This is a genomic window from Vibrio parahaemolyticus, assembly GCF_900460535.1.
In the GTDB taxonomy this organism is placed as follows: Bacteria; Pseudomonadota; Gammaproteobacteria; order Enterobacterales; family Vibrionaceae; genus Vibrio; species Vibrio parahaemolyticus.
Genome location: NZ_UHIL01000001.1, coordinates 2,850,700 through 2,874,654, shown reverse-complemented (window position 1 = coordinate 2,874,654; position 23,955 = coordinate 2,850,700). Strand labels below are relative to the sequence as shown.

Annotated in this window: 23 protein-coding genes; 13 read left to right on the top strand and 10 right to left on the bottom strand. The window is 45.2% G+C overall.

The features are described from left to right. Nucleotides 1–15: 15 nt before the first annotated feature. From oadA to luxS, 8 genes are all read left to right on the top strand, one after another. Entirely contained in the window at nt 16–1,803 is a 1,788-nt protein-coding gene (oadA, locus tag DYB02_RS14615; protein WP_005462548.1) for a sodium-extruding oxaloacetate decarboxylase subunit alpha, read from the top strand. Nucleotides 1,804–1,812: 9 nt separating this feature from the next. Further along, entirely contained in the window at nt 1,813–2,943 is a 1,131-nt protein-coding gene (locus DYB02_RS14610; protein ID WP_005462536.1) for a sodium ion-translocating decarboxylase subunit beta, read from the top strand. 152 nt (nt 2,944–3,095) lie between these two features. Beyond that, nucleotides 3,096–4,046, top strand: coding sequence for an NADP-dependent oxidoreductase (locus tag DYB02_RS14605; protein ID WP_024703540.1), 951 nt, complete (start codon nt 3,096–3,098; stop codon nt 4,044–4,046). Then, nucleotides 4,040–4,501, top strand: a complete 462-nt coding sequence (locus DYB02_RS14600) for a YqaA family protein (RefSeq protein WP_005462564.1) — start codon at nt 4,040–4,042, stop codon at nt 4,499–4,501. The genes DYB02_RS14605 and DYB02_RS14600 overlap by 7 nt, the downstream gene beginning before the upstream one ends. A 9-nt stretch (nt 4,502–4,510) precedes the next feature. Beyond that, entirely contained in the window at nt 4,511–7,354 is a 2,844-nt protein-coding gene (locus DYB02_RS14595) for a M16 family metallopeptidase (RefSeq protein WP_029806070.1), read from the top strand. A 156-nt stretch (nt 7,355–7,510) separates the two neighbouring features. Next, complete coding sequence (gene gshA / locus DYB02_RS14590) at nt 7,511–9,079, top strand: glutamate--cysteine ligase (RefSeq protein WP_029806072.1); 1,569 nt, start codon at nt 7,511–7,513, stop codon at nt 9,077–9,079. 24 nt (nt 9,080–9,103) lie between these two features. Next, nucleotides 9,104–9,709, top strand: coding sequence for a transglycosylase SLT domain-containing protein (locus DYB02_RS14585; protein ID WP_015297256.1), 606 nt, complete (start codon nt 9,104–9,106; stop codon nt 9,707–9,709). Nucleotides 9,710–9,775: 66 nt separating this feature from the next. After that, nucleotides 9,776–10,294 carry an S-ribosylhomocysteine lyase gene (gene luxS / locus DYB02_RS14580; protein WP_005462534.1) on the top strand — a complete coding sequence of 173 codons (519 nt, stop codon included), beginning with the start codon at nt 9,776–9,778 and terminating at the stop codon, nt 10,292–10,294. A gap of 60 nt (nt 10,295–10,354) precedes the next feature. Here luxS and DYB02_RS14575 read toward each other — a convergent pair whose 3' ends face one another. Beyond that, nucleotides 10,355–11,635 (bottom strand): HlyC/CorC family transporter, encoded by a 1,281-nt coding sequence (locus DYB02_RS14575; protein WP_005462557.1) that lies wholly within the window; start codon nt 11,633–11,635, stop codon nt 10,355–10,357. Nucleotides 11,636–11,760: 125 nt separating this feature from the next. After that, nucleotides 11,761–12,555, bottom strand: a complete 795-nt coding sequence (locus DYB02_RS14570) for a cytochrome C assembly family protein (RefSeq protein ID WP_005462565.1) — start codon at nt 12,553–12,555, stop codon at nt 11,761–11,763. 212 nt (nt 12,556–12,767) lie between these two features. On the opposite strand from DYB02_RS14570, the gene ffh reads away from it, so the two are divergent. The 5 genes from ffh (at nt 12,768) to rplS (ending at nt 16,351) form a co-directional block, all read left to right on the top strand. Then, nucleotides 12,768–14,150, top strand: a complete 1,383-nt coding sequence (gene ffh / locus DYB02_RS14565; protein WP_005462555.1) for a signal recognition particle protein — start codon at nt 12,768–12,770, stop codon at nt 14,148–14,150. A 209-nt stretch (nt 14,151–14,359) separates the two neighbouring features. Next, the gene (gene rpsP / locus DYB02_RS14560) at nt 14,360–14,608 is read left to right on the top strand and encodes a 30S ribosomal protein S16 (protein WP_005379962.1); all 249 of its coding nucleotides are present in this window, start codon (nt 14,360–14,362) and stop codon (nt 14,606–14,608) included. A 28-nt stretch (nt 14,609–14,636) separates the two neighbouring features. Then, on the top strand, nt 14,637–15,185 hold the full coding sequence (gene rimM, locus DYB02_RS14555) for a ribosome maturation factor RimM (protein ID WP_005462552.1): 549 nt from the start codon (nt 14,637–14,639) through the stop codon (nt 15,183–15,185). Between the two features lie 27 nt (nt 15,186–15,212). Continuing rightward, nucleotides 15,213–15,956 carry a tRNA (guanosine(37)-N1)-methyltransferase TrmD gene (trmD, locus tag DYB02_RS14550; protein ID WP_005462562.1) on the top strand — a complete coding sequence of 248 codons (744 nt, stop codon included), beginning with the start codon at nt 15,213–15,215 and terminating at the stop codon, nt 15,954–15,956. A 41-nt stretch (nt 15,957–15,997) separates the two neighbouring features. Further along, the gene (gene rplS / locus DYB02_RS14545) at nt 15,998–16,351 is read left to right on the top strand and encodes a 50S ribosomal protein L19 (protein WP_005462554.1); all 354 of its coding nucleotides are present in this window, start codon (nt 15,998–16,000) and stop codon (nt 16,349–16,351) included. A 414-nt stretch (nt 16,352–16,765) separates the two neighbouring features. Here rplS and yacG read toward each other — a convergent pair whose 3' ends face one another. The 8 genes from yacG to nadC all read right to left on the bottom strand — a co-directional run bounded on the left by yacG (nt 16,766) and on the right by nadC (nt 23,883). After that, the gene (gene yacG, locus DYB02_RS14540) at nt 16,766–16,960 is read right to left on the bottom strand and encodes a DNA gyrase inhibitor YacG (RefSeq protein WP_005462546.1); all 195 of its coding nucleotides are present in this window, start codon (nt 16,958–16,960) and stop codon (nt 16,766–16,768) included. Between the two features lie 68 nt (nt 16,961–17,028). Further along, the gene (gene zapD, locus DYB02_RS14535; RefSeq protein ID WP_023624252.1) at nt 17,029–17,769 is read right to left on the bottom strand and encodes a cell division protein ZapD; all 741 of its coding nucleotides are present in this window, start codon (nt 17,767–17,769) and stop codon (nt 17,029–17,031) included. Nucleotides 17,770–17,796: 27 nt separating this feature from the next. Then, on the bottom strand, nt 17,797–18,411 hold the full coding sequence (coaE, locus tag DYB02_RS14530) for a dephospho-CoA kinase (protein WP_005480887.1): 615 nt from the start codon (nt 18,409–18,411) through the stop codon (nt 17,797–17,799). Continuing rightward, on the bottom strand, nt 18,412–19,281 hold the full coding sequence (locus tag DYB02_RS14525; protein ID WP_025501249.1) for a prepilin peptidase: 870 nt from the start codon (nt 19,279–19,281) through the stop codon (nt 18,412–18,414). A 64-nt stretch (nt 19,282–19,345) separates the two neighbouring features. Then, entirely contained in the window at nt 19,346–20,569 is a 1,224-nt protein-coding gene (locus DYB02_RS14520; RefSeq protein ID WP_029804706.1) for a type II secretion system F family protein, read from the bottom strand. A gap of 23 nt (nt 20,570–20,592) precedes the next feature. Then, entirely contained in the window at nt 20,593–22,278 is a 1,686-nt protein-coding gene (gene pilB / locus DYB02_RS14515) for a type IV-A pilus assembly ATPase PilB (protein ID WP_029804705.1), read from the bottom strand. A gap of 1 nt (nt 22,279) precedes the next feature. After that, a complete protein-coding gene (locus tag DYB02_RS14510; protein WP_029846089.1) occupies nt 22,280–22,732 on the bottom strand; it encodes a pilin in 453 nt (150 codons plus the stop codon). A gap of 263 nt (nt 22,733–22,995) precedes the next feature. Continuing rightward, the gene (gene nadC, locus DYB02_RS14505; RefSeq protein ID WP_025523107.1) at nt 22,996–23,883 is read right to left on the bottom strand and encodes a carboxylating nicotinate-nucleotide diphosphorylase; all 888 of its coding nucleotides are present in this window, start codon (nt 23,881–23,883) and stop codon (nt 22,996–22,998) included. Nucleotides 23,884–23,955 lie beyond the last annotated feature (72 nt).

Sequence of the window (23,955 nt, the reverse complement as noted above, 5' to 3'; positions counted from 1 at the left end):
AAGGAGTTTAAGAGCATGTCTAAACCACTAGCTATTACCGATGTGGTCCTTCGAGACGCCCATCAATCACTGTTTGCTACGCGTATGCGTATCGAAGATATGCTGCCTATCGCAGCTGAGTTGGATAAGATTGGATACTGGTCCCTAGAAACCTGGGGTGGTGCAACGTTTGATTCGTGTATTCGATTCCTTGGGGAAGACCCTTGGGAGCGTCTACGTGAGTTGAAAAAGGCGATGCCAAATACACCAATGCAAATGCTACTTCGTGGTCAAAACCTTTTAGGATATCGCCATTATGCTGATGACGTAGTAGAGAAGTTCGTTGAGCGTGCTCATGCCAACGGTATGGATGTATTCCGTATCTTTGATGCGATGAACGATGTTCGCAATTTCCAAAAAGCGGTGAAATCGGCGGTAGATGTTGGCGCTCATGCGCAAGGCACCCTGTCATACACAACAAGCCCTGTTCACAATACGGATACTTGGGTTGATTTAGCAAAGCGTTTGGAAGATCTCGGTTGTCATTCTCTATGTATCAAAGACATGTCTGGCTTGCTAAAGCCTTACGAAGCGCAAGAGCTAATCACACGCATCAAAGCCTCTTGTGATGTACCACTGGCACTTCACTGCCATGCTACCACTGGTCTTTCTACCGCTACGGCAATCAAAGCGGTAGAGGCTGGTATCGACATCCTCGATACGGCTATTTCTTCTATGAGCTGTACTTACGGGCATACTCCGACAGAAACGGTTGTAGCAATGCTGCAAGGTACTGAGCGCGACACCAATCTGAAACTTGATCAACTAGAACCTATTGCAGCTTACTTCCGTGAAGTACGTAAGAAATACGCGAAGTGGGAAGGGCAACTAAAAGGCGTGGATTCCCGTATCCTTATTGCTCAAGTGCCAGGTGGTATGTTGACGAATATGGAAGGTCAGCTAAAAGAGCAAGGTGCAGCGGATCGTATCGACGAGGTGTTAGAAGAAATCCCACGTGTACGTGAAGATCTTGGCTTTATTCCTCTCGTAACACCGACGTCTCAGATCGTTGGTACTCAAGCCGTCATCAACGTACTGACCGGCGAGCGCTACAAGAGTATCACTAAAGAAACCGCTGGTGTTCTCAAAGGTGAGTACGGTGCCGCTCCTGCGGCAGTGAATGCCGAACTACAAGCAAAAGTCCTTGAAGGTAAAGAGCCAATTACGTGTCGTCCTGCTGATTTGTTAGAGTCAGAAATGGAAGCTCTTACGGTGGATTTAATGGATAAGGCTCAGTCTGAAGGCATTAAGCTTGCGAGTGAACGCGTTGATGACGTACTTACTTATGCGTTGTTCCCTCAAGTTGGTCTGAAGTTCCTTAAAAACCGTGGTAACCCTGACGCTTTTGAACCAGCACCTACATTGGAAAGTGCAAAACCAGTTGCAGCGCCTGCGGCTCCAGTCGCGTCTGGTAGCGTAGAAACTTACAGTGTTCGCGTTGATGGACAAGTCTACGAAGTTGAAGTGGGGCCAAAAGGGCAATTGACTTCTGTGACGCCAAGTTCAGCTTCTGCACCAGTGGCCGCTCCCGTTGCTCCTGTGACGGCAAATGCGGAATCGGTTCCTGCACCGCTTGCAGGAAACATCTTTAAAGTGAACGTTCAGCCGGGTGCTGAAGTCGCGGAAGGTGATGTCCTACTGATCCTTGAAGCAATGAAGATGGAAACGGAAGTTCGTGCAGCTCGCGGTGGTATCGTTCAAGAACTGAACGTAAAAGAGGGTGATGCCGTTACCGTTGGTGCACCTCTTCTCAGTTTGGCGTAAGGGAGTATCATGGACGGATTGATGACCTTATGGTCAGAAACAGGGATCGCTAACTTTGAGTTTGGCCAAATCTGCATGATGCTGGTTGGCTGTACGCTGTTGTTTTTAGCGATTCGCAAAGGCTTTGAACCATTACTTTTATTGCCAATTGGCTTTGGTGCTATCTTAGCTAACATTCCTAATGCGGGCTTCACTGAGCCAGGCGGTTTGTTGTACTACGTCTACTATATCGGGATCGAATCGGGAGTTTTCCCATTGTTGATCTTTATGGGCGTTGGTGCGATGACGGACTTTGGCGCATTGATCGCGAACCCGAAAACACTTTGGTTAGGGGCGGCAGCACAGTTTGGTATTTTTGCGACCTTGTTTGGGGCTATTTTGCTTAACTTTGTGCCGGGGATGGAATTCTCGATGGCAGATGCATCATCGATCGCCATCATCGGTGGTGCTGATGGTCCGACGGCGATCTTCTTGGCCAGCAAGTTGTCGCCAGACTTATTGGGGGCGATTGCGGTAGCGGCATACAGCTACATGGCATTAGTTCCGATCATTCAACCGCCAATTATGAAAGCACTGACTACCAAAGAAGAGCGTGAAATCAAAATGGCACAGCTTCGTCATGTTGGTAAGTGGGAAAAAGTGTTCTTCCCGATGGCCGTGCTGTTGATGACAATTCTGTTCCTACCTTCTGCGACGCCATTGGTTGGTATGTTCTGTCTCGGTAACCTGATGCGTGAAGCGGGTGTGGTGGATCGTTTATCGAAAACTGCACAAAATGAACTGATCAATATTGTGACTATCTTCTTGGGTTTAGGGGTTGGCTCGAAACTGCAAGCTGACCAGTTCTTAAATTTGGAAACATTAGGCATTCTTGGTCTAGGCGCTGTGGCGTTCAGTATCGGTACAGGCGCAGGTGTGCTCATGGCTAAGCTTCTCAATAAGTTCTCAGAAGAGGACATCAACCCACTCATTGGTGCGGCAGGGGTGTCTGCTGTACCTATGGCAGCGCGTGTGGTGAACAAAGTCGGGCTTGATGCAAACCCTCAAAACTTCTTGTTGATGCATGCGATGGGACCAAACGTAGCTGGCGTACTTGGCTCCGCGGTAGCGGCAGGTATTCTGTTGGCCTTGGTTGGATAAAGACTCTTGTAACACGTAAATACAGTTATCGTGTTGAAGATAAAATTATCAACCAATTTACATGCTTGCCATTAACTTGGTTAAACAAAATGGTTTATAGTCAAAGGGATGCTCCGGCATCCCTTTTTTATTTGTCCCTCAGGGAGTGAGTTATGGAACATAAACAGATTGTTATCACTGAGTTTGGCGACGCCAATGTTCTGGCGATTCAAAGCGCTGAAACTCCGATCCCTAAGTCTGGCGAAGTGTTGGTCAAGGTGCATTATGCTGGCGTTAATCCTATCGATGTCAAAACACGAGCGGGACTTGGCTGGGCTGCTTCCCAGAATAAAGACAAACTGCCTTGGGTGCCAGGTTACGATATTTCTGGGAAAGTCGCCTCTTGTGGTACTAAGACTTCTCGCTTTGCTGTGGGAGATGAAGTGGCCGGTTTTATTGGCTTTCCTCTCCAAGGTGGAGGCTACAGCCAATATGTTTGTGTTCCGGAGTCGGAGCTAAGTCACGTGCCAAGTTCGGTCACGCTAGAAGCGGCGGCGGTTTTACCATTGGCAGGGCAAACCGCTGCCCAAGCATTAAGCAAAGCGAATGTCAGCGAATGCGATAGAGTATTAATTCTCGCAGGAGCGGGTGGCGTCGGGCACTTAGCGGTGCAGATTGCCGTGGCGACAAAAGCCGAAGTGTTTACCACCTGCAGTGAACGAAATTTAGACTACCTCGCCACACTTGGCGCTCATGCAGTGAACTATCAATTTGCACCAGTGTCAGAACGTGTTGAAGGCGTTGATGTTTTAATTGATTTGGTTGGTGGTGATGCGGCTCTAGATGCTCTCAAGTGCCTAAAAGACAATGCCCGCGTGATCACGGTACCAACGATTAGCGCTGAATTAATTTGTGACAAGGCCAAGCTGTTAGGCTTCGAGGCAAGCGGTATGTTGGTTGAGCCAGAACCTTCACAGTTAGACACGTTGTTGTACATGGTAGGTGTGGGATTACTTAAAACAGAAGTGCAACACATTTACCCAATGACTGAAGTTATCGCCGCACACCAACAAGTGGAATCGGGGCGAACGAGAGGCAAGGTATTACTTGATATGACATGCTAGACGCATTCAATTCAGCTTTTGAACATTTAGCCCTTTGGTTTTCTGATTCAGCATTGTGGGTGCTTTTTTTAACGGGCTTTCTGAGCGCCACCTTACTGCCTGGTGGCTCTGAAGCTGGGCTGATAGCAACTCTCTCACTCAATCAATATGCGGTTTCTTCTATTCTATTGGTTGCCACAATAGGTAATACGCTTGGTGGCTTAACCAATTACTGGCTTGGGTTATGGATCCCCAATAAAACCCAAGAAGAAAAACATGGTCATACCGCTTTAAAGTGGCTAGCAAAATATGGCTACTGGGGATTGTTTTTCAGTTGGTTACCAATTATTGGTGATCCGTTGTGTCTCGCGGCTGGATGGTTAAGGATGAAATTTCTGCCGTGTGTGATTTTAATATTTTTAGGAAAAGCCGCTCGGTACAGCTTGTTGGCGGCCATTTATCTCGGATTATTTTAAGGAAAGTACATGAGAATGTTTTGGGTTGGCGCGTGCTCACTGTTAGTGATCACGGGCTGTGCATCAAATTCCCCTGTTTCATCGTTGCCAAAAGGGGTGACTTTCGTCGAATCATCGAAAGCAGAAGACGGCAAAGTTAAGATCCCATATCAAAAATACAAACTCGATAACGGCTTGACCGTAATTCTAGCGCCAGAGGGTTCTGATCCATTGGTACACGTTGATGTCACGTATCACGTCGGCTCAGCTCGTGAAGAAATCGGTAAGTCGGGCTTTGCGCACTTCTTTGAACATATGATGTTCCAAGGTTCAGAGAACGTTGGCGATCAAGAGCACTTCAAAATCATCACAGAGGCGGGTGGTACGTTAAACGGTACGACCAATCGCGATCGCACCAATTACTTTGAAACCGTTCCAGCGAATCAGCTGGAAAAAATGCTGTGGCTTGAATCGGATCGCATGGGTTTTTTGCTTGATGCGGTTTCACAGCGCAAATTTGAAATTCAACGATCTACGGTGAAAAATGAGCGTGCGCAACGTTATGACAACCGTCCATACGGTTTGATTTGGGAACGTATGTCTGAAGCGTTATACCCAGAAGGTCATCCTTACTCATGGCAAACCATCGGTTACGTTGAAGATCTTGACCGTGTTGACGTGAATGATCTTAAAGCGTTTTTTCTGCGTTGGTACGGTCCAAACAACGCGACGATCACGATCGGTGGTGACTTAGATGTCGAGCAAACACTGGCGTGGGTAAACAAATACTTCGGTTCCATTCCTCGCGGTCCAGAGGTTGAAAACGCACCGAAACAACCAGCTAAGTTGCAAGAAGACAAATACATTACGTTGGAAGATCGTATCCAACAACCGATGGTAATGATTGCGTGGCCAACCACATACAGCGGCGAAGAGAGCCAAGCATCTCTGGATACGCTATCGGAAGTATTAGGTGGTGGTACCAACAGCGTGCTGTACCAAGATTTAGTGAAGACGCAAAAAGCGGTTGATGCGGGTTCCTTCCATGACTGTGCAGAGCTTGCGTGTAATTTCTATGTCTACGCGATGGGAGATTCTGGAGACAAAGGCGATCTTTCGACCTTGTATGATGAGCTTATGAAGTCGATGAGCAAGTTTGCAGAGAAAGGCGTCACTGACGATCGTCTGGAGCAGTTGAAAGGTAAAGCTGAAGCGGATGCGATTTTTGCGCTTGAAAGCGTGAAAGGTAAAGTCACACAGCTAGCGTCGAATGAAACTTTCTTTGGCCAACCTGATTTGATTGAAAAACAATTGGAACAGATTCGTGCCGTGACTCCTCAATCTGTTGAGAAGGTGTACCAAAACTTTATTCAAGTTAAGTCAAAAGTCACCTTGAGCGTGGTACCAAAAGGCAAAACGGATCTTGCTGTTAAGTCTGCGACATTTACAACGCCAGAGCGTACCTTGCCAGAGTACAAAAAAATTACCGATGATCAGTTAGCCTATCGCCGCGCAACGGACAATTTTGATCGTTCAGTACAGCCACCGGTAGGTGAGCCAGTGAAAGCAACAATGCCAGAACTGTACAACGTGCATTTTGACAACGGCTCTGAACTACTCGGTACCGTGAGCAACGAAACTCCGACAGTCATGATGCAGTTCAGCTTACCAGCGGGCACGCGTTTTGTGGAAAAAGGCAAAGAAGGCTTAGCGCAACTGACGGCTGCTATGTTGCAAGAAGGAACGACCAAACGTAGCGTGGAACAAATTCAAGCTGAGCTCGATAAACTCGGCAGCATGATCTCTGTCGATGCAACAGGCTACACGACGAACATCAGCGTTTCTTCTTTAGAAAAGAATTTAGAGCCAACACTGAAAATCGTTGAAGAGATGCTGCTATCGCCAGCGTTCAAACAAGAAGATTTTGATCGTGTGAAAATGCAGGCACTCGAAGGGCTTGTGTACGAACATCAAAATCCAAGTTGGATGGCATCTCAAGCAAGTCGACAAGTGCTGTATGGCGATTCTGTTTTCGCTCGTCCGAAAGACGGCACGCAAGCCGGGGTCAGTGCGCTAACGCTTGATGATGTACGTGAGTTCTACGCTAAGCACTACACACCGCAGAGTGCACAAGTCGTGGTGGTGGGTGACATTGCTAAACAAGACATTGAGCAGAAGCTTGCGTTTTGGGCTGAATGGAAAGATGAAGCGGCACCACTTTATGCTCCTCAAACAATACCAGCATTAGGTGAGCAGAAAATTCATCTTGTCGACAAACCAGGGGCACCGCAAAGTGTGGTTATGATGGTTCGTCAAGGCATGCCTTATGATGCCACGGGTGACTTTTATCTAAGCCAGCTCGCGAACTTTAACCTAGCGGGTAACTTTAACAGTCGCATCAACCAAAACCTGCGTGAAGACAAAGGCTACACCTACGGTGCTTACGGTTACTTCTCGGGGAATCCTGAAACCGGTTCGGTTGTGTTTACCGCGCAAGTTCGTGCCGATTCGACGGTCGCATCGATTATCGAGATGGAAAATGAGCTGAATGAATACGCTCAATCTGGAATGACTGATGAAGAAATGAAATTTATGCGCCAAGCGGTCGGTCAAAAAGATGCACTGAAGTATGAAACGCCGACACAAAAAGCGGAACTCATTAGTGATATTCTCAAGTACAACCTCGATCAAGATTACTTGCAGCAAAGAAACGCTATCGTTGAGAAAGTGGATAAGCAAACTTTGAATGCATTAGCTCAAAAATGGTTTGATCCGAATGACTATCAAATCATTGTCGTTGGTGATGCTAAATCACTTCGTCCTCAACTAGAAAAGTTGGGGAAAGACGTAGAAGAGCTTGAAATCATTCGATAGAGTACACATTTAATAGCGGAGAGTGATCTCTCCGCTATTCATCTAGATAAGCGACTTTTAATGGGTTGTTTATCTAGATGCATGAACTATCAATAACTTAGCTTTCACTTGTCCCGAGCGACAAGTGTCCTGCTCCTAATATAAGCGAACCTCATTTTGACTGATTTTGCTGCGCGACTAAAAAAAGTTGCATCAAACCCCGAAGTATTTAAGCAGTTTGGACGCGGTGTTGAGCGAGAAACTTTGCGCTATCGTCAGGATGGACACCTAGCAACAACACCTCATCCAGAGGGTTTGGGCTCAGCGTTCACAAACAAATGGATCACCACCGACTTTTCTGAATCGTTGCTGGAGTTCATCACTCCGGTTTCTCATGACATTCCAGAATTGATGGCGCAACTGAAAGACATTCACCATTTCACTCAAACCAAAATGGGCGAAGAAAAGATGTGGCCACTTTCTATGCCATGTTATGTCGGCAGTGAAGATGATATTCAGCTTGCTCAGTACGGTTCATCGAACTCGGCGAAAATGAAAACATTGTACCGTGAGGGGCTAAAACGCCGTTACGGTAGCTTGATGCAGATTATTTCTGGTGTTCACTTCAACTTTTCATTCCCTGAGTCATTTTGGGATGCGCTTTATGGTGAGCAGGATGAGCAAGCTCGCCAAGACACCAAATCAGCTGCTTACTTTGCTTTGATTCGTAACTATTACCGTTTTGGTTGGATGATCCCTTACTTCTTTGGTGCATCGCCAGCGTTATGTGGTTCGTTCATTCAAGGCCGTGAGACTAAACTTCCGTTTGAAAGCATCGGTGGGACACTGTATCTCCCTAAAGCGACGTCTCTTCGCTTGAGTGATCTTGGTTATACCAACAGTGCTCAAAGCGTATTGAAAATTGGTTTCAACAGTATTGACCAATATCTTGAAGGTTTAGGTGATGCGATTCGTCGACCATCTGAAGAATTCGCAAAAATTGGAGTAAAAGTGGATGGTGAGTACCGTCAGCTCAATACCAACATTCTCCAGATTGAAAATGAATTGTACGCCCCAATTCGTCCGAAACGCGTAGCGAAAAGTGGTGAGAAGCCATCAGATGCATTGAATCGCGCGGGCGTGGAATACATTGAAGTGCGCTCATTAGATGTGAACCCATTCAGTGCCGTTGGTGTTAGCGAAGAGCAAGTTCGTTTCTTAGATCTTTTCCTAACGTGGGCGGCGTTGTCAGATTCTGACCCAATGGATAACTGCGAACTAGAATGCTGGCGTGACAACTGGAACAAAGTGATCATCTCTGGTCGTGAAAAAGGTTTGATGCTGCAGATCGGTTGCCAAGGTGAACGCTTATCTTTGCAAGATTGGGCGAAACGAGTATTCGTTGAGTTGCGCCAAATTGCAGTAGAGATGGATTCTGCGGCTGGTGGCGATGCTTACCAAGCTGTATGTGACAAGCTAGAAGCATGGATTGATAACCCTGAACTGACGATTTCTGGCCAATTGCTTGAGCTAACCAAAGAACTTGGTGGACTTGGCAAAGTAGGTTGTGCTCTTGGCATGAAGTTCCGTGAAGAAAATCTGGCTCACGGTTACCAACATTACTCGCAAGATATAATGGAAACGGAAGTGGCTTCTTCAGTTGAGACACAGCGACAAGCGGAAGAAAGCGATACGTTATCTTTTGACGAGTTTCTGGAAAATTACTTCGCTTATCTAAAACAATAATCAATAAGTAAGGATTGGGTGGGATTGAACATTAAGCCGTTGGTTGTATCGGTGCTAGGAAGTGTGTTGCTTGCGGGATGTGCGACAGCGCCACCAAAACAGCAAGATAACCTATGTGAGATATTCCGAGAAAAATCTGGTTGGTATGATGATGCGAAAGATATGGAAAAAGAGTGGGGAACGCCCATTCATGTTGCCATGGCCATCATCAAGCAGGAAAGCAGTTTCCGCCATGATGCCAAACCACCCAAAGATTACGTATTGGGTTTCATTCCTTGGGGACGCGTAAGCAGTGCGTATGGCTATGCACAGGCTCAAGATCCAGCTTGGGATGACTTCCAAGATTCCACCGGGCAAGGTGGTTCGCGCACCAATTTTGATGATTCGATAATGTTTGTTGGGTGGTATACCCACGAGACTCGTCGCCAGTTAGGCATTTCATTGTGGGACCCTTATAACCAGTATCTGGCCTATCATGAAGGGCGAGGCGGTTATAAACGTGGAACTTACAAAAGAAAGCCTAGTTTGATGAAAGTGGCTCGGCGAGTTGAGCAAACCGCAAAGACTTATGGCTGGCAGCTGAAACAATGTCGTCAGGAATTGGAAGACAACAGCAGCTGGTTCTTTTAACCCCATTTGGGTATAAAAACCAAACCAATACCTCAAGGTGTTGGAATTACGATCAGGAGAGATGTAATGCCTTTACTCGATAGCTTCACCGTAGACCACACTCGCATGAATGCACCAGCAGTGCGTGTCGCGAAAACCATGCAAACTCCAAAAGGAGATACCATTACGGTTTTCGACTTACGCTTCACTGCGCCTAACAAAGACATTCTTTCAGAGAAAGGCATTCATACACTAGAGCACTTGTACGCAGGTTTCATGCGCAATCACCTAAATGGTGACAGTGTGGAAATCATTGATATCTCACCGATGGGATGTCGCACTGGTTTTTACATGAGTCTCATTGGTACGCCTTCTGAACAGCAAGTCGCAGACGCATGGCTTGCTTCTATGGAAGATGTGCTAAAAGTGGAAAGCCAGAACAAAATCCCTGAGCTAAATGAGTACCAGTGTGGTACTGCAGCGATGCATTCTTTAGAAGAAGCACAGCAAATTGCCAAGAACATTCTAGCCGCAGGTGTGTCTGTTAATAAAAACGACGAGTTGGCTTTGCCAGAATCAATGCTAAAAGAGCTGCGCGTAGACTAAGTTCTTTTGGAACGGCAACACAAAACAAAAAGCCTGACATGAGTCAGGCTTTTCTTTTGGTTATTTGGACGTTGATTTTTTCTTCTTCGGATAGACTCGAACTAGCTTGATTCGGTTTTCTTCGATTTCAACAATTTCCATTGGGTGGCCCGCGACACGGACACTTAAATGACTCTCTGGAATATCTTCTAGGTGTTCCAAAATCAGACCATTCAAGGTTCTAGGGCCATCGGTAGGTAAATCCCATTTCAAACCTTTGTTGATATCGCGGATATTGGTGCTGCCTTCAATTAAGAAACTACCATCGCCTTGTGGGCTGATTTCATCAGACAAACTAGGAGAAATAGACGTCGTGAACTCACCAATGATCTCTTCTAGGATGTCTTCAAGAGTGATTAGACCGATGATATCACCGTACTCGTCTACGATCAGACCGATGCGCTGCTTGTTGCGTTGGAACTTCAACATTTGTACGTTCAGCGGCGTGCCTTCAGGAATGTAATACACTTCATCTGCCGCGCGTAGTAACGTCTCTTTGTTGAACTCGTTCTTTTCTAGCATCAAACGGTACGCTTCACGTAAACGCAGCATACCAACCACTTCATCGATTTGGTCGCGATAAAAAACGATTCGACCGTGTGGCGAGTGTGTTAACTGACGAACAATGGATTTCCAGTCATCGTTAATATCGATACCCGTAATCTCATTACGTGGCACCATAATGTCATTTACAGTAACGTGTTCGAGATCGAGAATAGACACCAACATGTCTTGGTGTCGACGAGGGATAAGTCCGCCAGCTTCATTTACGACCGTGCGTAACTCTTCCGAACTCAGATGATCCTCTACCGTGTGATCAGCTTTCACGCCAAGCAAACGAATGAAACCATTAGTAATAAAGTTCACCAGCATTACGAGCGGTGATAGCACTTTCATTAGGATAGTGAGCAAGATGCTGCTCGCGTAGGAAACACGCTCTGGATACAGCGCTGCAACGGTTTTTGGTGTGACTTCGGCAAACACCAAGACAACCATAGTTAGCGCACCCGTTGCGATCGCGACACCTAAATCGCCGTATAGGCGCATGCCGATGATGGTCGCAATTGCTGAAGCAAGAATGTTCACGAGGTTGTTGCCGATAAGAATAAGACCAATCAAGCGATCTGGTCGGTCTAATAACTTTTCGACACGTTTGGCGCCCTTATGCCCACTTTTCGCTAAGTGCTTCAAGCGGTAACGGTTCAAAGACATCATCCCTGTTTCTGAACCAGAAAAATAACCTGATATGACGATAAGACACGCGAGTAGCGCAAATAAGATACCCGTAGATATGTCGTCCAAAACGTAGCTGTTCCTTGTATGTTTTTGGCAATTCAACAGCAAAGTGAGCTGCGAATTCAATGAATTAATGCGTACTGTATTTTATCTGTCCGCGAATATAAAGGATTAAGGAGCCCGAGAGCTCCTTAATTCAAGATGATTTCTTTTACAAAACGACTGCCAAAATAGGCCAACGTTAATAACGTCGCACCAGCAACCGCAAACCACGTTACTTTTCGACCGCGCCAACCTTTATGGTAGTGGCCCCAAAGTAAGATGGAATAAACGATCCACGCAATGAAGGAAAGAATACCTTTATGCGCTTTGCCTTGCGCAAACATGTCTTGTACAAACACAAAACCAGTGATGAGTGTGCCTGTCAGCAGTAAGTTACCAATCAGAATGATTTTAAATAGCTGACGTTCAACCATTAAAAGCGGTGGTAAATTAGGGTTAATAGCCAGCGACTTCTTCGCTTTTAATTTGTGATCGAGCCAAGCCAATTGCAGCGCGTACAAAGCGCCGATGGTGAGCGTTGCATAGGAAAATAGTGCAAAAGAGATATGAATGAGCAGCTTCGGGTCATTTTCTAAGTGCTTGACAAACGTGCTTGGTAAAAATGTGGCAGCAGTTAAGTTGATGGCAGCAAAGCTATAAACGACAGGCAATAAAAACCACAGTCGGTTTTTCAACATTGCAATGCTCATGACCAGCGAAATAATAAAACTGATCAAAGACGCGACGTTAAGAATACTCAGGTTTTGACCAGAACCATCAAATATCAGGTCACTCAAAATCCACGCATGAAAAACAAGCGCACAGGCAGCACTGGCAAACACTGTTTTTGCTTTGATTCCTGACTGTTGAGAGAGTCCAGGTATGATGGTCGCAATCGCCAAAACGTAGAGCATGGCGGCCGCGATGGCAATTAAGCTATCCATGAATCCTAAATGTTGTTGTGCACGGTGACGAAATTATACCTTGCATTACTCTTTGGGGCTACGTTATATGCGTCATCAATCATGAGAGATGAGATATTGAAATTAACAAGTTAGCCCTCAACTTAGTTATAAGAGTAGTGTTCGGGTATGACTGTGACGTTGGCTAAGGTATACTCACCCTAATTAATCGCCATTTTAGCGAAGAGACAAAGATGTTTGAGAATTTAACGGATCGATTATCCAAAACGCTGAAAAATATCAGTGGCAAAGGTCGTCTGACCGAAGACAACATTAAAGAAACCCTACGTGAAGTTCGTATGGCCCTTTTAGAGGCTGACGTTGCACTTCCTGTTGTTCGCGAATTCGTAAACCGCGTTAAAGAAAAAGCGGTTGGCGTAGAAGTTTCTAAATCCTTAACTCCGGGCCAAGAATTCATCAAGATCGTTCAAGCAGAGCTTGAAGCGGTAATGGGTGAGTCTAACGAAGCGCTTAACCTAGCAGCACAGCCGCCAGCAGTACTTTTGATGGCAGGTCTACAAGGTGCGGGTAAAACCACATCGGTAGGTAAGCTATCTAAGCTTCTAAAAGAGCGCGATAAGAAGAAAGTGCTTGTGGTGTCTGCCGACGTTTACCGTCCTGCGGCGATCAAACAGTTAGAAACACTAGCATCAGACATCGGTGTCGACTTCTTCCCATCTTCACCAGATCAAAAGCCACTTGATATTGCTAACGCAGCAATCGACCACGCGAAGAAGAAATTCTACGACGTATTAATTGTCGATACCGCGGGTCGTTTGGCTATCGATGAAGAAATGATGGGGGAGATCAAAGATCTTCACTCAGCTATCAATCCTGTTGAGACGCTGTTCGTTGTTGATGCAATGACAGGTCAAGATGCGGCGAATACAGCAAAAGCCTTTGGTGATGCACTACCACTTACTGGTGTGATTCTTACTAAGGTTGATGGTGATGCGCGTGGTGGTGCTGCGCTGTCAGTTCGTCATATCACGGGCAAGCCAATTAAGTTCTTAGGTGTCGGTGAGAAAACTGACGCACTAGAACCATTCCACCCAGACCGAGTAGCATCACGTATTCTTGGCATGGGCGACGTTCTGTCTTTGATTGAAGACCTACAACGCAATGTTGACCAAGAAAAAGCAGAGAAGCTAGCGAAGAAGTTCAAAGAGAAGAAAGGTTTCGACCTTGAAGACTTCCGTGAACAGCTAGGTCAAATGCAAAACATGGGTGGCATGATGGGCATGCTAGACAAGCTACCAGGTATGTCTCAGCTACCATCTGACGTGAAAGACAAAGTCGATGACAAGATGTTCAAGCAAATGGAAGCGATCATCAGCTCAATGACGATGAAAGAGCGTCAACGTCCTGAAATCATTAAAGGCTCGCGTAAAAAGCGTATCGCTGCAGGTTCAGGTGTACAGGTTCAAGATGTTAACCGTCTACTGAAGCAGTTCACCCAAATGCAGAAGATGATGAAGAAAATGCAGAAGGGCGGCATGAAAGGCATGATGCGTAACATGCAAGGCATGATGGGCGGTATGGGTGGAGGCGGCGGCTTCAATCCATTTGGTCGATAATTCATCGATGTGACTATAGTTTCAGGGTGTTAGCTGCGTCACAAACTTGAATTTCGATTTATGTTGGTGAAAAAGTAACTAAACCCTTGCATTGCTCCGGGATAAGAGTAAAATTCCGGAGCTTTATTTTGGCACGAGACCCCAGATTGTTCAGGTTATTGAACGGTTTTTGGGGTTAATTTTATTTTTGAGAAAGCAAAGAGGACGACATGGTAACCATTCGTTTGGCACGTCACGGCGCTAAGAAGCGTCCATTTTATCAAATCGTAGTAGCGGACAGCCGCAACGCTGCAACTGGCCGTTTCATCGAGAAAGTTGGTTTCTTCAACCCAACTGCTAAAGGTCAAGAAGAAGGTCTACGTCTAGACCTAGACCGCGTTAACCACTGGGTTGGTCAAGGCGCGTCTGTATCTGACCGCGTTGCTAAGCTAGTTAAAGACGCTCAAAAAGCGGCTTAATTTTTACTTCAGAAGTAGAAACTAGTTTATGTCGATGAAAGGTAAAGAAACAATGAGCAACGAAAAGATTGTTGTAGGCAAGTTTGGTGCTACTTACGGCATTCGAGGTTGGCTTAAGGTTTTTTCCTACACAGACAATGCTGAAAGCATTTTCGATTACAGCCCTTGGTATATTAACCAAAAGGGCAAGTGGGTTGAGTACAAAGTAGAAAGCTGGAAGCGCCATAACAAAGGTATGGTGGCTAAGCTGGAAGGCATGGATGTTCGTGAAGACGCGCATTTAATGACTAACTTTGAAATTGCTATTGACCCTGCAGTACTTCCTGAATTGTCAGAAGATGAATTCTACTGGCGTGAATTGTTTGGAATGCACGTAGTAACCACTAAAGGTTACGATCTAGGTGTCGTTACTGACATGCTAGAAACTGGCTCAAACGATGTTCTGGTTGTTAAAGCAAATCTTAAAGATGCTTTCGGGCAAAAGGAACGACTAATTCCGTTCCTTGAAGAGCAAGTGATCATCAAAGTTGATCGCGAAGCTCAACGGATCGAAGTTGACTGGGATCCTGGATTCTAATCTCCAAAATTACAGAGCGAGATAAACATGTGGGTTGGCGTTATTAGCCTTTTTCCTGAAATGTTCCGTTCTGTTACTGATTTTGGAGTAACAGGTCAAGCGGTTAAAAAAGGTCTTTTGTCGATTGAGACATGGAATCCTCGCGATTTCACTCACGACAAACATCGCACTGTCGATGACCGACCTTACGGTGGTGGCCCTGGTATGTTAATGATGGTTCAGCCTTTACGCGATGCCATTCATACCGCTAAGAAAGCCTCACCGGGTAAGACGAAAGTCATTTACCTATCTCCTCAAGGTCGTAAGCTCGACCAAAAAGGAGTCGAAGAACTGGCAACAAATGAGAATTTGCTTCTGATTTGTGGTCGTTATGAAGGGGTAGATGAGCGCATCATTCAATCTGAAGTCGACGAAGAATGGTCGATTGGGGATTTTGTGATGACGGGTGGTGAGATACCAGCCATGACGTTAATTGATTCTGTATCTCGGTTTATTCCGGGCGTATTAGGAGATTTTGCGTCAGCAGAAGAAGATTCTTTTGCTAATGGCTTGCTAGATTGCCCTCACTATACGCGTCCAGAAGTATTGGATGACAAAGAGGTGCCATCGGTACTGATGTCAGGCAATCACAAGGACATTCGTCAATGGCGACTAAAGCAGTCGCTGGGCCGAACTTGGCTTAGAAGACCAGAGCTCCTGGAAAACCTAGCTCTGACTGACGAACAGGAACAATTACTTGCAGAGTTCATTAGTGAGCATAATGCAAAGTAACCTAATTTATTTAGTATCAGTTTATTCTAGGAATTTTAAAAATGAGTAACATCATCAAGGCTCTTGAAGAAGAGCAAATGAAATCAGGCCTACCTAAATTTGCACCAGGTGACACTGTTGTAGTTCAGGTTAAAGTTAAAGAAGGTGACCGTGAGCGTCTACAGGCTTTCGAAGGCGTTGTAATCGCAATCCGTAACCGTGGCCTGCACTCTGCTTTCACTGTACGTAAGATCTCTAACGGTGAAGGTGTTGAGCGTACGTTCCAAACACACTCTCCAATCGTTGATAGCATCGAAGTTAAACGCCGTGGTGCAGTACGTCGTGCCAAGTTGTACTACCTACGCGAGCGTTCTGGTAAGTCAGCTCGTATCAAAGAGAAACTTGCTAAGAAGTAATGCTATAACTAGCGTTCTCATTAAACGGAGCCCTTTTTGGCTCCGTTTTTTTATGTTTGCCTCATAACTGGCTATTTCTCTTTCTACCGTTGTCATCGGTGCTCATGTACTGGCGTACACTCCGCGCCTCTTCCTAGGTAGCAAGAAAAATATCTGCGTTCTGCGCTAAACAAATTGCTTGTGTTTAAATAACTCACTTAACCCGCTGATATAGAGTGGAACTGTAACTTGAAAGGTTACAACCCCGATAGTAGTGGAGAAGCCTTCAGGGAAAGTTTTCCGACAGGCAATAAAAAAGTTGACGCTTTCACGCCAACTTCCTCAACTTTTAGAACCTAGAACCTAGAACCTAGAACCTAGAACCTAGAACCTAGAACCTAGAACCTAGAACCTAGAACCTAGAACCTAGAACCTCTAGTATTGATCTTCTGACCAGCCGTCACTGTCTGACATATCTGGGGCGCCAGCAATGGCATTTTCTTCATCTGCCCATTCACCAAAATCGATCATTTGGCATTTTTTACTACAGAAAGGGCGATGAGGACTTTGTTCTCCCCATTCAACGTCGGTACCACATTGAGGGCATTGAACGATAGTAATTTTAGACATGGTTGAATCGTCCCATTGTAATCTTGGTATTAAAGCGAAGTATTTAGAATAATAGCCTGATGTTTTGATTAGCTACAAACGGCTAATTCAAACTCGACATCTTGTGTGCATGCCTGACCATTTTCAAAAGCCATAAATTTAATCGCAAAACGATTTTTATGACCTGAAATCATAGGGTAGACGCCATACTTCATAGGAATATGAAGTCGGAGGATATTTGCTTCATCTGCGTCACTTTGGAAGAATCCTGCGCGCGCGATTTGGGCTTTAAAATGACCGGTTTCACGAGCAAGCTTTAGCCACAAGGTGAGCGCATCGGAAAGCGGTTTCAAACTCTTTTGCCATTGGTTGGCATCATGCTTTTTACGTTCAATAGGCAGATGAAGCCAGTAATGTAATGCTGGTAAATCAAAGCAGCACGAGCCACCTGGCAGATTGAAACGTTGGCGAATAGAGCTAAGGAAGCGATCTTCTTTTAACGCTTGACCAAAACGCTCTGCACCCATTAATTGACTATGAACCACATCAATTTCATTGAGTAACGAATTGAGGGCTTCTTGATCAACACCTTCTACATTTAGCCAATGGCGATAGGAGAGGCGCTGTTTCTCAAGATCTTTAGCCAATTCACTTTTTAGTTGGATCTGCTCGAAGATCTCTACCATGTCAAAAAGAGCACGGAAAAAAAGTTGATACTGGTGATTATCGGCAAAACCAGAGGCCAAGTGAGCCTGACGCAGCAGAGACTCTACTCTTAGATAAATACGAGTTTTCTCATTTAACGGATGTTCAAATTTGTGCGTGGTCATCGACATAAGCCTTGGTGAGTTTCATTCCTATTTTCGCAGATTTTTCTTACACATGGCTAGGTACTTTTCGTGCAAATCTGTGATTTGAAGCAAAAGATCTGGGTCATTTGGATTGTTTTTAACCACATCGTCAGCGATATCGAGTCTCTGCTGTCTTGAAGCTTGAGAGGCGAGAATCGCATGTGCTTGCTCTTCGCTTACGTTGTCGCGTTTAACGGTGCGAGAAATTTGAGTTTCAGGTTCTACATCTACAACGAGGACACGATCGCACAAACTATCGAGGTTGTTTTCAACGAGCAATGGCACGACCAATAATGCATAATCCGACGTGACCTGTTGAAGGTCTTCTATCATTTTTTCTCGAATGATCGGATGTAACAATGCATTGAGCCAAGCTTTTTCTTCTGGATTAGAAAAGATTTTTTCGCGTAACTTGGCACGATCTAAGGTGTTGTCGTCATGCGTAATGTCTTGACCAAAATGTTGAATGATTGCATTTAACCCGGGAGTTCCAGGTTCGACGACTTCTCGTGCGACAATATCTGCATCGACAATATCAATTTTAAACTGCTGCTTGAACAGATTCGCTACGGTAGTTTTACCGCTGGCGATACCACCCGTTAAGCCTATTACCAAAGCCATTTACACCCCTAAAATTGACGTGAAGTACCAACTTAGAATTTGATCGCCCCAGATTAAGCTTACCCATCCTGCAATCGCTAAATATGGGCCGAAAGGGAAAGCTTTCTCTATACCTTGTTTTTGTAGTCGTAACTGGACTAGCCCGAATATCACACCGACGACGGAAGAAAGTAGGATGATCATTGGTAATGATTGCCATCCTAGCCAAGCGCCAAGGGCAGCCAGCAATTTAAAATCACCGTAACCCATGCCTTCTTTACCAGTAAGCAGTTTGAACCCCCAATATACTGACCAAAGACACAAATAACCGGCAATCGCACCAATTACGGCGTCTTGTAGACTAACAGGGCTTATTTCTGTTAATGCTAACGCAATGCCAGCCCAAGTTAATGGTAATGTTAATTGGTCCGGTAGCAGCATAGTATCGAGATCGATAAAAGTCGCGGCTATTAAGACAAATGTGAAAAAGATTAACGCAACCGTAAAGTAGCTAAAGCCGAAATGATAAGCCACAAAACCAGCGCACGCAGCAGTGAGTAATTCTATCAGCGGATATCGAGGACTAATTGCGGTATGACAATGATGGCATTTTCCTTTTAACAGTAGCCAGCTGATTACAGGAATATTGTCTCGAATACGAATTGGCGTCGCGCAGTTTTGGCACGAAGAGCGAGGCACGCTTAATGTCAAAACTTCTTGAGGTGGCTTAATCTTATATTCAGGGAATGATTCGGCGCATTCACGGCGCCATTCTAATTCCATAATTTTAGGTAGCCGATAAATGACTACATTAAGAAAACTACCCACAATTAAACCGAAGATACTGGCAAACACCACGAATAGCCAAGGGTAGTACTGGAACACTTCCATATTTGTCTCTTGAGCGATAAGTCAAATCAGCAACATGCTGTTTTGAAGGGATTAACGGCTCATTCTAGCCCAATACACTCATTAAGTTAAAGATTGGCAAGTACATTGCTGTGACCAAGCCACCGACAACGATACCTAAAAAAACGATAATTAATGGTTCTAAGATTTTACTGAGGTTATCGACGGTGTTGTCCACTTCAAACTCGTAAATTGTGGCGACTTTATTGAGCATATCGTCAAGTCGGCCGGATTCTTCGCCGATCATAACCATTTGCAGCACCAACTCGGGGAACACGTTGCAATTGCGCATTGCAACATACATCGGCATTCCTGCTGCGGTATCGCGATAAACCTCTTCGATAGCCAATTGATAATGCATATTTCCGGACGTTTTCGAGGTGGTTTTTAAACTGGTTAAAATCGGAATGCCCGCCGTAAAGCTTGTAGCGAGGGTTCGACTAAATTTTGCGATAGCGGCTTTCGATAAAACTGCCCCAAGGACTGGAAACTTAAGCACAGAGCGGTTGAGCATTAAGCGAAAAGAATCTGAACGCTTAGAGAGTACTCTCGCGGAGATAAATACACAGATGGAGCCAAGTGCGATAAATGGGCTCCAGTTTTGTGTCCAAGCGGAAAGATCTAAGACTTGCCTTGTAAACCATGGCAATTCAGCGCCAAAGCCAACAAACATTTTTTCAAACTCGGGAATGACCTTGGTTAGCATGATAAACGATACTCCCAGTGCAACTAGAATAACCATGGCTGGATATATTAGAGCCTTGATCACTTTGGCTCTAAGCTGCTCATTTTTTTCCCTGTAGGTAGCTAAGCGTTCGAACACTTCGGCTAAGTTGCCCGATTGTTCTCCTGTCGCAATCAGGTCGGTATATAGCGGGTCAAAATGGTTGCTGGCGGTACGCATCGCTTTGGACATCGGCGTACCCGCTTCAACAGCCCGAGTTACACTCATCAAAATGGATTTCATTTCCGCTTTTTTGTGGTTATCAGAGACCAATTTTAATGCTTGTACTAGCGGCACACCGGTTACTAGCATCGTTGAGATTTGACGAGTGAAAACCGTGATGTCCTTTCCTTTTACGCGATGGCTAAGTTTGGTCAAAAAAGAGATGCTGCTTTTCTTTAGCTTTTTGATTTTGATGTGCTGGGCATCTAAGCGCTCTCGTACTTCGATTTCGCTCATTGCCAGAGTTTGACCAGAGGTCTTTTTCCCTGAGCTGTTGACGCCTTTCCAACGGAAGTTCTTTAATTGTGGTGTCGTAGTTTTCATAGGGGTAACTGCTGATTAAAGGATTAGAAATAGAGCACGCGTTGTAACTCACTAAAGCTTGTGATGCCTTGTTTGAGTTTTTCTATTCCGGACATTTGCAAGGTGCTCATGCCGTTCGCAATGGCAAGCTTTTCCAGTTCATGTACTGAGGCTCCTTTAATAAGAGCTTCGGATAGAGATTCATCAAAGCGCATGACTTCATAGATACCCGTTCGGCCAGAATAACCATGGGTACATTCGTTGCAACCATCTGGATTGGCTTTAAAGATGTTGTCAGTTGTTTGGATGCCGAGGTGCTGAAGTTGAACGGTATGCTCTTGCGGTTGTTTACAATATGGACAAAGTTTGCGAGCTAGGCGTTGGGCAATAATCAAGCTAAGAGAAGAGGCGAGGTTAAAACTTTCTACGCCCATGTTTGATAAACGAATGATGGTTTCAGCCGCAGAGTTGGTATGCAAAGTAGAGAGCACTAAGTGACCGGTTTGGGACGCCTTAATCGCGATTTCCGCAGTATCTAGGTCTCGAATCTCCCCCACCATGACCACATCGGGATCTTGACGCAGAAAAGAACGTAGAGCTTCTGCAAAGCCAAAACCAATCTTAGGTTGGACTTGAACTTGGTTAATGCCCGATAAGTTAATTTCCACAGGATCCTCTGCTGTGGATATATTGATCTCTGGTTTATTGAGAATATTTAATCCAGTGTACAACGAAACGGTTTTGCCGCTTCCTGTTGGGCCTGTCATCAGAATCATACCTTGTGGACGACGCAGAGCCTCTAAATACAGTTGTTTTTGTTGCTCACTATAACCAAGCTTGTCGATATCTAGTGATGCAGAGCTGCTATCGAGCAGTCGGAGTACGATTTTCTCTCCAAACAAGGTTGGTAGCGTAGATACCCGCATATCAATCGCAGTGTCTTGATTCAGTTTGAGTTTAATTCGCCCATCTTGTGGTAAACGTCGCTCTGCAATATCAAGTTTAGAGAGAATTTTGATACGAGCTGATAAGCGACGACTCAAGTGATTTGGCGGTTGCTGAGTTTCGATCAAAATGCCATCGCAACGTAGACGAACTCGGTACATCTTTTCATAAGGCTCAAAGTGGATATCGGATGCGCCTTTACGCACAGCATCCAACAGAATTTGGTTGATGTAACGGCTAACGGGCGACTCGTCTTGGCTCAAGTCTTCGATGTTGTCGATTTCATCTGCGCCCACATCAACCAGATTCGCTAGTTCTTCTTGGTTGATCTCTTTGATCTGGGATCGTGCTTGACCAAGCGCGCGACCATAAAGACGGCGTATTGCTGCACTGAGTTCGCGAAAATCCGCCAACACCAATTCAACCTGTAAACCAGTGGCAAAGCGGAAATCATCTTCAGCTTGTTGATTCGTGGGGTCGGCAACCGCTAATAATAAAGTTGAAGGAGTACGGTGGAGTGGGAGTGCATTATGTCGTGTGATTAGTTCACGCAGGCCGAGTTGTTGGCAAAGCGAAGCATATTCATATTGAGATAACTCGGGCTGACTTAAGCCAAAAATAGAACTTAAGTGCTCGGCCAGTTCGCTTGACGTGAAGAATCCAGAACTAAGTAAAGCCTCCGGCATCGAGATGCCAGAAGCTTTGATTTGCTCAAATAACGATTCTTCTTGGGGAAAAGTCAGTAACCCGTTTTGGCGAAGAATTGTCGAGAGGTTGGTTAGCATGTTAAGGAGTTGCTGGAGTGGTAGCACAGCCTTTAAGGTCTTGACCTGTATCATGCGTACACTTCCAACCGTTAGTTGAGCGAGCAAACGTAACCTTTTTGCCACTCAATGAAGCATTAGAGCCAATGGTAAACTCAATGTCCCCGTACTCAGAACCGTCTGCGTCAGGAGTGATAGCAAGAGTTCCCATCGCACTCATATCTATAGCAGCTCCGATAGCTGCAAGATCGGCAGTTTGAGTAGAATTAGGGTATTTACCTTTTTCTTGGACGAAGAGGTCTACGTTTGCTAACAAGGCTCTTGGCACGCCCACAGCAGTATTAGCTTCGGTTTTTAGTACATAGCTTTTATAAGCTGGTACAGCTAATGCACTTATAATCCCAATAATCCCAACCACAATCATCAATTCAATCAAGGTAAAACCTTGCTGTTTTTTCTGTTTACTGTGTTTCATTTTCTTTCCTTCTTAATGAAATAAATAATGCCCTTGCATTAGCGAAGGATTATGGAGACTTCATAAAGGTTGAAAATGGGGAAGAGATGGGGCCTCGAGTGAGGTAAAACTCTTTGGTAGAAAGTTGCATATCGTATGCAGAGTTTTGCGAGTAGTGCTATTTTTTTAGTGGATAAAAAGAAAGGGCCTAGTAGCCCTTTTTAATGATGAATTACTCACAACTTACTGAGTTAGTTGAAGTAATTTGAATTTTGTTGCTTGTGTTATTTGAAGCGCATCGAAAGATCCATCGCTTTTAGATGCTTAGTTAGTGCGCCTACCGAAATGTAATCGACTCCGGTTTCTGCGTATTCAGCGATAGTATCTAGAGTGATGTTGCCTGAGTTTTCTAAAGCGGCACGGCCTGCGTTAATCTCTACGGCTTCACGCATCATTTCTTTGGTGAAGTTATCTAGCATTATGATGTCGGCACCTGCTTCGATCGCTTCTTGTAGCTCAGCCAAGCTTTCTGTTTCTACTTCTACTGGTTTGCCAGGATTAAGTTCTTTTGCTGTGGTGATTGCTTGAGTAATTCCGCCACAAGCGATGATGTGGTTTTCTTTGATGAGGTAAGCGTCGAACACACCGATACGATGGTTAAAACCGCCACCGCAAGCAACGGCGTACTTCAGAGCACTTCGAAGACCCGGAATGGTTTTGCGTGTGTCTAACAAACGACAATCGGTATGCGCGATTTTTGCTGCATACTCAGCGGTTGTTGTTGCACAGCCAGAAAGGGTTTGAATAAAGTTCATTGCGTTGCGCTCACCCGTTAACAGGTCACGAGCTGGGCCAGTCAGCGTACAAAGTGTTTGGTTTGGCTCGACTTTATCGCCATCTTTTACATGCCATTCGATAGTGACTTTGCCGCCAAGCTGTTTAAATACTTCATCTGCCCAAGCTTGACCACAAAACACGCCGTGTTCACGAGTGATGATGGTTGCGGTATTCATTGCATCAGCAGGAATAAGAGATGCAGTGATATCTTGTGACGCATCCAACGTGCCACCTAGATCTTCTTTTAAGGTATCGGCGACAGAGCGGGTGATTTCTAAAGGAAGCTGTTGCTTGAGGTATTCTAGGCGTTCTTGGCTGTTGTGTGTGTTCTTCATCGCAAATCTAGTCTTGAAAGGGAGATGGCATCGAATGATACTCTCCGGTGTCAATAATTTCAGCAGTTAATT

What these genes read in the sequence shown, in the direction of transcription:
- luxS (WP_005462534.1), top strand. Translation starts at nt 9,776, where the DNA reads ATGCCTTTACTCGATAGCTTCACCGTAGACCACACTCGCATGAATGCA.
- coaE (WP_005480887.1), bottom strand. Translation starts at nt 18,411, where the DNA reads ATGGCTTTGGTAATAGGCTTAACGGGTGGTATCGCCAGCGGTAAAACT.
- DYB02_RS14510 (WP_029846089.1), bottom strand. Translation starts at nt 22,732, where the DNA reads ATGAAACACAGTAAACAGAAAAAACAGCAAGGTTTTACCTTGATTGAA.
- yacG (WP_005462546.1), bottom strand. Translation starts at nt 16,960, where the DNA reads ATGTCTAAAATTACTATCGTTCAATGCCCTCAATGTGGTACCGACGTT.
- zapD (WP_023624252.1), bottom strand. Translation starts at nt 17,769, where the DNA reads ATGACCACGCACAAATTTGAACATCCGTTAAATGAGAAAACTCGTATT.
- pilB (WP_029804705.1), bottom strand. Translation starts at nt 22,278, where the DNA reads ATGCTAACCAACCTCTCGACAATTCTTCGCCAAAACGGGTTACTGACT.
- nadC (WP_025523107.1), bottom strand. Translation starts at nt 23,883, where the DNA reads ATGAAGAACACACACAACAGCCAAGAACGCCTAGAATACCTCAAGCAA.
- DYB02_RS14610 (WP_005462536.1), top strand. Translation starts at nt 1,813, where the DNA reads ATGGACGGATTGATGACCTTATGGTCAGAAACAGGGATCGCTAACTTT.
- rpsP (WP_005379962.1), top strand. Translation starts at nt 14,360, where the DNA reads ATGGTAACCATTCGTTTGGCACGTCACGGCGCTAAGAAGCGTCCATTT.
- rplS (WP_005462554.1), top strand. Translation starts at nt 15,998, where the DNA reads ATGAGTAACATCATCAAGGCTCTTGAAGAAGAGCAAATGAAATCAGGC.
- DYB02_RS14525 (WP_025501249.1), bottom strand. Translation starts at nt 19,281, where the DNA reads ATGGAAGTGTTCCAGTACTACCCTTGGCTATTCGTGGTGTTTGCCAGT.
- rimM (WP_005462552.1), top strand. Translation starts at nt 14,637, where the DNA reads ATGTCGATGAAAGGTAAAGAAACAATGAGCAACGAAAAGATTGTTGTA.
- oadA (WP_005462548.1), top strand. Translation starts at nt 16, where the DNA reads ATGTCTAAACCACTAGCTATTACCGATGTGGTCCTTCGAGACGCCCAT.
- DYB02_RS14595 (WP_029806070.1), top strand. Translation starts at nt 4,511, where the DNA reads ATGAGAATGTTTTGGGTTGGCGCGTGCTCACTGTTAGTGATCACGGGC.
- DYB02_RS14570 (WP_005462565.1), bottom strand. Translation starts at nt 12,555, where the DNA reads ATGGATAGCTTAATTGCCATCGCGGCCGCCATGCTCTACGTTTTGGCG.
- DYB02_RS14520 (WP_029804706.1), bottom strand. Translation starts at nt 20,569, where the DNA reads ATGAAAACTACGACACCACAATTAAAGAACTTCCGTTGGAAAGGCGTC.
- trmD (WP_005462562.1), top strand. Translation starts at nt 15,213, where the DNA reads ATGTGGGTTGGCGTTATTAGCCTTTTTCCTGAAATGTTCCGTTCTGTT.
- DYB02_RS14605 (WP_024703540.1), top strand. Translation starts at nt 3,096, where the DNA reads ATGGAACATAAACAGATTGTTATCACTGAGTTTGGCGACGCCAATGTT.
- ffh (WP_005462555.1), top strand. Translation starts at nt 12,768, where the DNA reads ATGTTTGAGAATTTAACGGATCGATTATCCAAAACGCTGAAAAATATC.
- DYB02_RS14600 (WP_005462564.1), top strand. Translation starts at nt 4,040, where the DNA reads ATGCTAGACGCATTCAATTCAGCTTTTGAACATTTAGCCCTTTGGTTT.